The organism is Nocardioides sp. YIM 152588, assembly GCF_040191335.1.
GTDB lineage: Bacteria > Actinomycetota > Actinomycetes > Propionibacteriales > Nocardioidaceae > Nocardioides.
The window spans coordinates 119,025-128,845 of sequence record NZ_JBEGDJ010000007.1 but is presented as its reverse complement, the minus strand read 5'-3'; the positions used below and the strand labels follow the sequence as shown (position 1 = coordinate 128,845).

Annotated in this window: 10 protein-coding genes and 1 tRNA gene; 5 read left to right on the top strand and 6 right to left on the bottom strand. The window is 72.6% G+C overall.

All coding sequences use genetic code 11. From position 1 onward, the window contains the following. Together ABLM29_RS06130 and ABLM29_RS06125 are read left to right on the top strand one after the other, a co-directional pair. The coding region (locus tag ABLM29_RS06130) for an SAF domain-containing protein (RefSeq protein WP_349713087.1) at nucleotides 1-589 on the top strand (589 nt) is incomplete at its 5' end. 84 nt (nucleotides 590-673) lie between these two features. Continuing rightward, a complete protein-coding gene (locus ABLM29_RS06125; protein WP_349713086.1) occupies nucleotides 674-1,030 on the top strand; it encodes an MscL family protein in 357 nt (118 codons plus the stop codon). Nucleotides 1,031-1,051: 21 nt separating this feature from the next. Here the strand turns inward: ABLM29_RS06125 and ABLM29_RS06120 are convergent, their stop codons facing one another. Beyond that, nucleotides 1,052-1,240, bottom strand: a complete 189-nt coding sequence (locus tag ABLM29_RS06120) for a hypothetical protein (protein WP_349713085.1) — start codon at nucleotides 1,238-1,240, stop codon at nucleotides 1,052-1,054. 121 nt (nucleotides 1,241-1,361) lie between these two features. Then, nucleotides 1,362-2,684, bottom strand: a complete 1,323-nt coding sequence (locus ABLM29_RS06115; protein WP_349713084.1) for an LCP family protein — start codon at nucleotides 2,682-2,684, stop codon at nucleotides 1,362-1,364. 178 nt (nucleotides 2,685-2,862) lie between these two features. Here ABLM29_RS06115 and ABLM29_RS06110 point away from each other — a divergent pair. From ABLM29_RS06110 to ABLM29_RS06100, 3 genes are all read left to right on the top strand, one after another. Next, nucleotides 2,863-2,938 (top strand) — tRNA-Arg (locus ABLM29_RS06110). 74 nt (nucleotides 2,939-3,012) lie between these two features. Beyond that, nucleotides 3,013-3,975, top strand: a complete 963-nt coding sequence (locus ABLM29_RS06105; RefSeq protein WP_349713082.1) for an isopenicillin N synthase family dioxygenase — start codon at nucleotides 3,013-3,015, stop codon at nucleotides 3,973-3,975. A gap of 29 nt (nucleotides 3,976-4,004) precedes the next feature. Further along, entirely contained in the window at nucleotides 4,005-5,057 is a 1,053-nt protein-coding gene (locus tag ABLM29_RS06100; protein ID WP_349713081.1) for an isopenicillin N synthase family dioxygenase, read from the top strand. A gap of 115 nt (nucleotides 5,058-5,172) precedes the next feature. On the opposite strand, the gene ABLM29_RS06095 is transcribed toward ABLM29_RS06100, so the two are convergent. From ABLM29_RS06095 to ABLM29_RS06080, 4 genes are all read right to left on the bottom strand, one after another. Then, nucleotides 5,173-5,835 carry a potassium channel family protein gene (locus ABLM29_RS06095; protein WP_349713080.1) on the bottom strand — a complete coding sequence of 221 codons (663 nt, stop codon included), beginning with the start codon at nucleotides 5,833-5,835 and terminating at the stop codon, nucleotides 5,173-5,175. Between the two features lie 4 nt (nucleotides 5,836-5,839). Continuing rightward, nucleotides 5,840-7,204, bottom strand: coding sequence for a TrkH family potassium uptake protein (locus ABLM29_RS06090; protein WP_349713079.1), 1,365 nt, complete (start codon nucleotides 7,202-7,204; stop codon nucleotides 5,840-5,842). Between the two features lie 19 nt (nucleotides 7,205-7,223). Beyond that, nucleotides 7,224-7,982 carry a 4'-phosphopantetheinyl transferase family protein gene (locus ABLM29_RS06085; RefSeq protein WP_349713078.1) on the bottom strand — a complete coding sequence of 253 codons (759 nt, stop codon included), beginning with the start codon at nucleotides 7,980-7,982 and terminating at the stop codon, nucleotides 7,224-7,226. Between the two features lie 68 nt (nucleotides 7,983-8,050). Next, nucleotides 8,051-9,778: a Tad domain-containing protein gene (locus ABLM29_RS06080; RefSeq protein WP_349713077.1), complete on the bottom strand. Its 1,728-nt coding sequence runs from the start codon at nucleotides 9,776-9,778 to the stop codon at nucleotides 8,051-8,053. Nucleotides 9,779-9,821: the final 43 nt, after the last annotated feature.

Sequence of the window (9,821 nt, the reverse complement as noted above, 5' to 3'; positions counted from 1 at the left end):
GGCCTCGACCGCGCTGCTTGGCGATGCCCATGCCACCCGCGGGCACGGCCTCGCCGTCGAGGATCGCCAGGGCGATGCCACCGGCGTCCGCGCGGTCGCGGTCGCCGCGCGCGACCTCCCCGCCGGCGCGCGGGTCGAGCCCGGTGACCTGGACCGGGTCGGGCTGCCGCCGGACGCGGTCCCCGACGGCGTCGTCGAGGACCCGACCGGGGTCGTGCTGGCGGCGCCGCTGCGCCGCGGAGAGCCGGTGACCGACGTCCGGGTGGTCGGCCCCGGCCTGGCCGCGGGCGCGACCGGCCGGGTCGCCGTACCGGTCCGGTTGTCGGACGCCGACCAGGCGGGGCTGCTCGCGGCCGGCGACCGGATCGACGTGCTGGCGACCGACCCCGCGGCGGGGACGACGGCGGTGGTCGCGGTCGGCGTCACGGTGCTGGCCGTGCCGCCCGCCGGCGTCGACGGCGGGGCGGCGGGGCCGTCCGGGCTGCTCGGCGGGCGGCTGGTGGTCCTCGGCGTCGCCGCGGCCGACGTGCAGCAGGTCACGTCCGCCGGCGCGCTGAGCTTCGTGACATTCGCCTGGGCCGGCGGCTAGGTTCGACGCCTCGTCCGGCTCCCACCGGCTCCCCCTGGCTCCCACCCCGGCTCCCGGCCGGCTCCCACCTAGGAGACCCATCAGATGGACGGCTTCAAGAACTTCCTGCTGCGCGGCAACCTCGTCGAGATCGCGGTCGGCCTGATCATGGCCGCCTCGTTCGGCGCGGTCGTCAGCGCCTTCACCGACGTGCTGATGGGCTTCATCGGCAAGATCGGCGGCCAGCCGAACTTCGACGCCGTCACCATGGCGGGGGTCAACGTCGGCGTCTTCATCACCGCCGTCATCTCGTTCGTGATCCTCGCCGCGGTGGTCTACTTCCTCATCGTCACGCCCTACGTGAAGGCGAAGGAGAAGTTCTTCCCCGAGGAGGCCGACCCGGCGGCGCCGTCGGAGATCGCCCTGCTCACCGAGATCCGGGACGCGCTGACCTCGCGCTGACCCGGATGGGCGTGGCGTCGCTCAGCCCCCGTGGTGGGGCGGCACCTGCGACTTGAGCCAGCGGTCGGAGGCCGACTCGCCCTTCCCGCCGCCGCTCGGCCGCGCGCCCTCGTCGCGCTCGTCGGAGGTCGTGTCGGGCAGCGCGTCGCCGAAGATCTCGGCGAGGCGCTGCTTGCGCTTCCACGCCGGCTCCGGCTCCTGGCTGCTCATGCCCTCGACCCTACGCTCCCGGGCGCCCGGAACCCCCAACCCCGACCGTGCACGGCCCACGATGGGGCGGGCACCGATGCATGGGGCGGGCACCGATGCCGACGCGCGGGATGGGGGCGGGTCAGGTGCAGAGGCCGGCGTACTCCCGCTCGGCGTCGGAGAGGCCGCCCTGCTCCGACTCGGTCGCGCTCGGCGAGGCGCCCCCGGTCGACTCCGTCGCGGCCGACCCGGTCGCCCCACCCGGCGCCTGGCTCGCGGAGCCCGACGGCCCCTGCGTGGCGGCGTCGGTGGCGGCGTCGGTGGCGGCGTCGGTCGGCGCGGCGGACGAGCCCTCGGGGTCGTCGGCGGCGCTGATCGACTTCTCCACGAACTCCTGCGTGAGCGGCTTGTCGTTGATCACCAGGCGCCAGAGCTTCTCGACCTCGGGCGTCCACTCGACACGTCCCGGCTGGGCGGTGGAGTAGACCCAGGGCGTGGTGACGAACTTGACGTTCGAGGGGCCGATCCCGGCGAAGCTGCTGGCCAGGTCAGCCAGCTCGCCGACGCTCTCGAAGTCGGTCTGGATCGAGTCGGTCAGGGCGTTCACGAACGAGACCATCCGGTCCGGACGCGCCAGCGTCCCGCCGGAGAGCACCTTGTTCATCATCGCCGCGAGGAACGCCTGCTGACGCTTGATCCGGTTGAGGTCGGTGCCGCTGCCGACGTGCCGCACCCGGACGTAGCTGAGCGCCTCGTCGCCCTTGATCTCGCGGGTGCCCGCCTTCAGCACGATGCCGTGCTCGGTGTCGTTGATGTCCTCGGGGATGCAGACCTCGACGCCGTCGAGGGCGTTGACCATGTCCTTGAAGCCGGCGAAGTCGATCACCACGTAGTTGTCGACGCGGACCCCCGAGACCTGCTCGAGCTGCTGAACGGTGCACGCGGGGCCGCCGACGGCGTACGCCGCGTTCCACATCGCGTCGGTCGCGGCCGGGATCGCGGTGCCGTCCTCCTCGTAGCACTCGGGCCGGTCGACGAGGGTGTCGCGCGGGATCGAGATGCCGTAGGCGAACTCACGGTTGGCCGACAGGTGCACCAGGATCGTGGTGTCGGAGAGGCCGCCGCCGGACTCGCCGTCGATCTTGTTCCCCTCGCCCTCGCGGGTGTCGGAGCCCATCACCAGGATGTTGAGCGGCTCCTTGGGGCCCTCGACCTCCTTCTTCTCGGGCCGGTCCTTGAGCTGCCGGTCGAGGTCCTTGACGTCGATGTTGGCGTTCCAGTGGTTGTAGATGACCGCGACCGACACGCCCGTGGTCAGGGCCAGCACCGTCAGCGTCGCGGTGATCACCTTCGCGACCGTGTGGCCGGGGACCTTCCGCTTCCGGGCGCCACCCTTGGCGCGCGAGGTGGCCACCTTGCGCGCTCGACCGTCGTCCGGCGGGGTCGGGGGGTTGTCCTGCGTCATCGTTCACCTGGCCATGGGTCTGCCCGTGGGCACCTTCTACACGGGGCTGCCGAGCCCAGCCGCGACGGCGCGTCGCGCCCGGCCCACCGTACGGCGTCTCCCCAAGCGACACCGTGGGCGGGCCCATTCTCCCACCACTTCGTCGTGGCGGGCGCCGACCTGAGAGGATGCCACCCGAGCCCCCGTAGCTCAGTGGATAGAGCAGCCGCCTCCTAAGCGAAAGGTCGTAGGTTCGACTCCTACCGGGGGCACCACCGCACCAGCGTGCGCGGCTCCAGTGAACATCGGGTTCACGTGCTGGTGATCTTTCCTGCCTAGCCTCGGGGCCATGACAGAGATCGACATCCCGCTCCTGGACATCGGCGCGTTCCGCGCGGGCACCGCGGAGGAGCGCCGCGCGTTCGCCCGCCGCATGGACGCCGCGCTGCAGAGCTCCGGCTTCCTGCTGATCGCCGGGCACGGCATGGACGCGGAGCTGATGGGCCGGGTCCGCGCCGGCGCGTCCCGGTTCTTCGGGCTGCCCGTCGAGCAGAAGGCCGAGATCGCGACCCGGGTGGCGGGGCGCGGATGGCTGCCGGTGGGCGGCGAGGCCAACTCCTTCTACGGCGAGGACTCCGACCCCGCCCGGGCCGACATGAAGGAGTCGCTCACGCAGGGCCGGAACTTCAGCACGGGCGACGACGAGGTCGACGCCGAGTGGTTCGCCGAGAACGCCTGGCCCGCCCAGGTGCCCGAGCTGCCCGCGCTCGCCGACGAGCTCGCCCGCCAGGCCCGCGAGGTCTACTACGACCTGCTGCGCGCCAGCGCCCTCGCGCTCGGCCTCGAGGAGGAGTGGTTCGTCGACCGCGCCCAGGCCTCGCCGCACACCTTCAACATCAACCGCTACCCCCCGCTGACCGAGGTGGGCGCGGCCCTCGAGGGCCAGTACCGCGTCGGGCCGCACACCGACTGGGGCACCTACACGCTCCTCGACCGCCAGCCGGGCTACGGCGGCCTGCAGGTGCAGACGCTGGACGGCGACTGGGTGGACGCGCCGTACGAGGCCGGCGCGCTGACGATCAACGTCGGCGACCTGCTCGCCCGCTGGGTCGGCGACCGGTGGCGCTCGACGCGCCACCGGGTGCAGGCCCCGCAGACCGACGCGCCCACCGAGGAGCTGATCTCCCTCATCTTCTTCATGGAGGTCGACATGGACCTCGAGATCTCGCCGCTGGTGCCCGGCACCGACTACCCGCCCGTCGTGTGCGCGGACTACTTCCGCCAGCGCGCGGCCGCGGCGACCGTCTCCTGAGCACGTCGGACCACCCGGAGGAGAGGACCATGACCGACACCCAGCCGTTCGCCGTACCGGTGGTGGACATCTCGGCCTGGACCGGCGACGGGTCGCCGGAGGAGCGCGCCGCCGCGGCCGCCGCCATGGACGAGGCCTGCTCGTCCGTGGGCTTCGTCCAGATCCTCGGGCACCGCGTGCCGGACGAGGCGATCGCCGGCCTGACCGAGGCGCTCGACGCCTTCTTCCTGCTGCCACTGGAGGAGAAGCGCGCGTACGTCGTCACCGGCAACCGCGGCTACAGCCCGCCGAAGAGCGAGTCGCTGAGCCTGAGCCTCGGCGTGGAGTCCGCGTCCCGGATGAACGACTTCTTCGAGGCCTACAACGTCGGGGCCGAGGCGCGCTGGTACCCGGGACTCGGCCTCTCCGAGGACGACTACGGCATCAACACGTGGCCGCGGGTCGAGGGCTTCCGGGGCAGGGTCGAGGCCTACTTCGCGGAGGCCGCGCGGGTCGCCCGCACGCTGACGGCGGTGTTCGCCGACGCCCTCGGGCAGCCGAGCGACTTCTTCGACCGCCTCACCGACCACTCCATCGACGTGATGCGGATGAACAACTACGCGCTGCCCGAGGGCACCGACGTCACGCTGGACGGCGACCTCATCGGGATGGGCGAGCACACCGACTTCGGGATCGTCACCGTGCTGTGGGCCGACCAGGTGGCCGGGCTCCAGGTGCTCGGCCGCGACCAGCGGTGGCACGACGTCGAGCCCATCGACGGTGCCCTGCTGGTCAACCTCGGCGACCTCACGGCGCGGCTGACGAACGACCGATGGATGTCGACGCTGCACCGGGTCAAGCCCCCGGTGGTCGACGGCACCATCCGGCGGCGCCGCTCGGTCGCCTTCTTCCACGACGGCAACGTCGACGCCGTGATCGAGACCCTACCGACGCACCTCGACGCCGCCGACGGCCTGGCGTACGAGCCGATCGTCGTCCGCGACCACATCACGGCCAAGCTCGCCGGCTCCCGCCAGCTCAAGGCCAACACCTCTGCCGTCCGGGAGGCCGCCCGCGTGTTGGCGGCGCAGGCGGGCGACTGAGCCGGGGTCGTCCGTCTCGCCGTCGTCACATGGACATTGGCCCCTCCGCGGCCGATTCTGGGGCCAATTCGCATGTGACGACGGCGCCTGCCAGCTCCACGCGCGGACGGCACCATCAGTCGAGCGCGCTGAACTCCTCGACGGCGTGCCGGGGCCCGGAGACGATGATCTCGTCGCCGGGCCGCAGCACGGTCTCGGCGGTGGCGTAGGTGAACTCCTCGCCGTGCGCCTTCACCCCGACGACGGTGACGCCGTACGTCGCCCGCACGCCGAACCCGGCCAGGCTCCGCCCGTGCAGCACCCGGGGCGCGTTGGTCCGGACGAACGCGTAGCCGTCGTCGAACTCGATGTAGTCCATCATCCGGCCCAGCACGAGGTGGGCGACCCGGCGGCCCATGTCGTGCTCGGGGCGGACCACGTGGTGCACCCCGATCTGGCTGAGGATCCGCGCGTGGGCCTTGCTGATCGCCTTCGCCCAGACGTTGGGTACGCCGAGGCCGAGCACGATCGAGGCCGAGAGGATGCTCGCCTCCAGGTCGGTGCCGACGCCGATCACGGCCCGGTCGAACTCGCCGACGGAGAGCTGTCGCATGGCCTCCTCGTCGGTGGCGTCGGCCTCCACCACGTGGGTGACCCGCCCGGCGAGCGACTGGACCAGCCGCGGGTCGGAGTCGATGGCGAGCACCTCGGTGCCGTCCTTCATCAGCTCCAGCGCGAGCGAGCGCCCGAAGCGTCCGAGGCCGATGACGACCACCGCGTTGTCGCGCTTCCTGCCCAATGACCTAGCCAATGATGGGCCGTCCTTCCGGGAGTCGGTGCAGCCGTCCGCGGTCGCGGAGCGCGAGCGCGGAGACGAGGGTGACCGGCCCGAGCCGGCCGAGGAACATGAGGCCGACCAGCACCAGCCGCGCGGTGTCGGGCAGCTCCGGGGTGATCCCGGTCGACAGGCCCACCGTGGCGAACGCAGAGACCGACTCGAAGAGGACGTCACGGGTGGGCAGCTCGGAGAGCTCGAGGAGCGCCACGGTCGCGCCGGCCACGGCGCCGACGGCGAGCAGCGCCACGGTGAGGGCCTGCCGGATCGCGCGGTCCGCCACCCGGCGGTCGAACGCCTCGACGTTGCGCTCGCCGCGGACCTCGGCCCAGATCACGTAGAAGAGCACGACGAAGGTGGTCACCTTGATCCCGCCCGCGGTGCCGGCCGACCCGCCGCCGATGAACATCAGGATCTCGGTGCCGAGCAGCGTCCCGTCGCGCATCTCGCCGTAGTCGACGCTGTTGAACCCGGCCGTGCGCGGCATCACCGCCTGGAAGAACCCGGCGAGCAGCCGGCCCGGCGGCTCCAGCGCGCCGAGCGTGGCCGGGTTGCGCCACTCGTTCGCGGTCACGAACGCCGTGCCGAGCAGCAGGAGCAGGGCGCTGGCCGAGATCGTCATCTTGGTGTGCATGCTCCACGCCCGGGGCGAGCGGTAGCGGCGGGCCAGCTCGACCCAGACCGGGAAGCCGAGGCTGCCGGCGATCACGGCGAGGGCGATCGGCAGGCAGATCCACGGGTCGCTGGCGAAGCGGACCAGGCTGTCGCTGTAGAGCGCGAACCCGGCGTTGTTGAACGCCGAGACGGCGTGGAACACGCCGTGGTACGCCGCGCGGCCCCACGTCTCGTCGTAGCCGAGCACGAACCGGAGGGTGAGCGCGAGCGCGGTGACCGCCTCGACGGCCACGCTGATCGTGATGACGCCCTTGAGCACGCCCCGCACCTCGCCCAGCCCGGTCGCCTTCGTCTCGGTGGCCGCGGTGATCCGCGAGCGCAGGCCCAGCCGCCGGAAGATCAGCATCCCGAGCAGGGAGGCCATGGTCATGATGCCGAAGCCGCCGACCTGGATGAGCGCCAGGATCACCCCCTCCCCGAACGGCGACCAGTAGCTCGGGGTGTCGACCACCGTCAGGCCGGTGACGCAGACCGCGCTGGTGGAGGTGAACAGCGCGGTGAGCAGCGGCGCCGACCCGTCACCGGCCCGCGCGGGCGGGAGAGCCAGCAGCGCGGTGCCGACCAGGACCGCGGCGGCGAACGCGACGACGACCGCCTGGGCGGGGTGCCTCAGCTCGAGCCGCACGAGGCGGCCGAGGGAGGACCGGGCCGTTCTCACGCAGCGAGGTTACGGCAGGTCACTCCGCGTCGCGGGTCGCCACCGCCGCACCGAACCCGCCGGGCACCGCCACGTCGCGGATCCGCCAGTCCTCCAGCAGCCGCTCGGGGGCGGCGTCGGTGCCGAGGTAGTCCAGGTGCGGGTCGCGGCCCAGGCCGATGCCGACGCCCTTGAGGTAGGCCTCGGTCCGGGTCCAGGCGCGGGTGAAGCGGACGACGGACTCGCCCGGGTCGTCGGACTTCTCCACCTCGGCGGCCTCGTCGGTGTGCAGCACGCCGGCGAGCCCGGCGAGGTCCTCCGCCGCCGGGAACCGCTCGACGTCGACGCCGACGGGGCCGTCGGCCACGGCGACGAGGACCAGGCCCGGGGTGTGCGCGAGGGAGAACTCGACGCCGCCCGGGCCGCCCTCGACGCGCGGCCGGCCGTGCGGCTCGCCGCACCCGGGGCAGTCGTGGCGGTCCCACGCCACCGCGGCGGGATCGCGGTCGAGCACCGTGCCGACCACGAGCCGCGCGACCGCGTGGGCGACCTCGTAGGAGCGCCGCAGCTCGGCGCGGACGAAGGCGGAGGCCTGCGCCCGCTCCTCCTCGTCGAACCAGGGACGGGCCCGGTCGAGGTCGGCGTCGGCCACCACGTCGGTCGGCAGCGCCCAGACCCGCAGGCCACCCCGGTACGACGGGGTGCCGGCCGGGTCCGGTACCGCGAGCCCGTCCAGGACGACCGGCTCGATCGGTCCCTGATCGGGGCTGCTGGTCGGGGGGAGCACTGCCTCAGCCATGGGCACTACCCTGCCTCATCGTGACCTACGCCACGTCGGCGGGGGCGAAGTCGCGGCCGAGCGTGGGCTCAGCCGACCAGGCGCGGGGTGCCGCAGTCGACGGTCGGGACCAGCCGCACGCTGCCGCCGCCGAACGTCGCGCCGAGGGCGTCGAGCATCGGGTTGAGGAGCCACTCGGTGAGGCCGTTCTTCATCGCGTTGTAGACCGCTGCGACGACGTCGCCGATGTACTGCGCGTAGCCGGTGCCGAAGATGCTGGTGAGCTGGTTCTGCACCGCCAGGTTCGGCACGCCGAGCCCCTCGGGCCGGATGTCGACCGATGCCGAGTAGTCGCCGTCGACCACGTCGAGGCTGGTGTGGACCGTGGGCCGGCTGCTCGTGCTGTAGAGCCGGATCGTGCCGGAGGCGACCGTGACCTCCGCGACGCCCAGGACCGCCGAGGCCTTGACCGTCATCTCCGGCGACGACGGGTCGTCGGGCAGCTGGCCGATCCGGATGTCGATGCCGAAGGTGCTGCTGTCGACGTCGAGGCCGACCCGCTTGGTGCCGTCGGCCAGGCACGTGATGCCCGTGGTCGTGGCGGTGAGGTTCGCGGTGGAGACCGTGATCGAGATGGGCGCCGTCAGCCGGTACCAGTACGGGTAGATGTAGACCGGGAACGTGGGCAGGGTGCCCGTGATCTGGAAGGTCGTCTGCGAGCTGGTCACCGTGCCGGAGCAGCTGATCACCGGCTTCTTCGCCACGGAGATCTTGGTGCTCATCCCGAGGATCGACTGCTCCCCCTCCGGCAGGGTCGGCGAGAGCCCGCCCAGGTCGGCGTAGGCCAGCCCGTCGACCCCCGTCGCCGAGATCAGCGCGGCGGAGACCATGTCCGCGATGTTGATCGGCATCGTCAGCGCGACGGTCTTGTCGGCGCCGAAGTCGATCACGTCGCCGAGCCGGACGCCGCCGGTGACCTTGGCCGGGTCGAGCCCGGCGCGCAGGTCCTGCACCAGCGTCACCTGGTCGGCGGTGCCGTGCGTCTGCACGACGTCGGCCACCGCCTGCAGGAAGACGTCGAGCGTGACGGTGGTGCCGGACAGGGCCGTGCCGCTCAGGCCGGCCAGGTCCTGGGCGACCAGCGCGTCGAGCGCCGCCACGACGTCGCCGATCGGCGGGTTGACGTCGAGCATGCCGGTCTCGGTGTCGAAGAACATCACGATCACGTCCTCGCCGGACGCGGTGCTCATCAGGCCACCGAGCGACTGCCCGAGCCAGGAGTTGCTGATGTTCCACTCCTTGACGTACGACCGCGCCCGGACGCACGCCCGCTTGGTGCTCTGCGCGACGGCGACGCGGTTGGACTCGCCCTCGGCGACGCCGGTGATGCCGCTGAACGCGAAGTCGACGTCGCCGTGGGCGGTCACCTCGATGGCGGTCGGCGTCTCGGAGGCGCCCGCGGCCACGAAACGGCCGGTGACCGGGTCGCGGAGCACGAACGACCAGCTCAGCTCGGAGGGGGCGACGGTGCCGCCGATCAGGCCCTGGTTGCGCTGCACGCTGGCGACGAGCTCGGCGTCGATCTGCGCGCGCTGCTCGTCGGTGTAGGCGCTGACCGGTTGGCCGGTGATGTTGCGGGAGAGGTCGAGGGCGACGACGTCGGCCAGGCCCTGCAGGTCCGCGCGGAGGTTGCGCTGGGTGCCGAGGTCGACGGTCAGTGCGGTCGCGAGCAGGAGGACGCTGAGCAGGATGGCGACCATCACCGCCACGGCGCCGCGTTCGCCGCGCCGGCGTCGCCGGATCCGCCATGCCCGCATCGTCGACCCCCCACTGCGGCGCGGCCCGAGCCTCGCCCCGCCC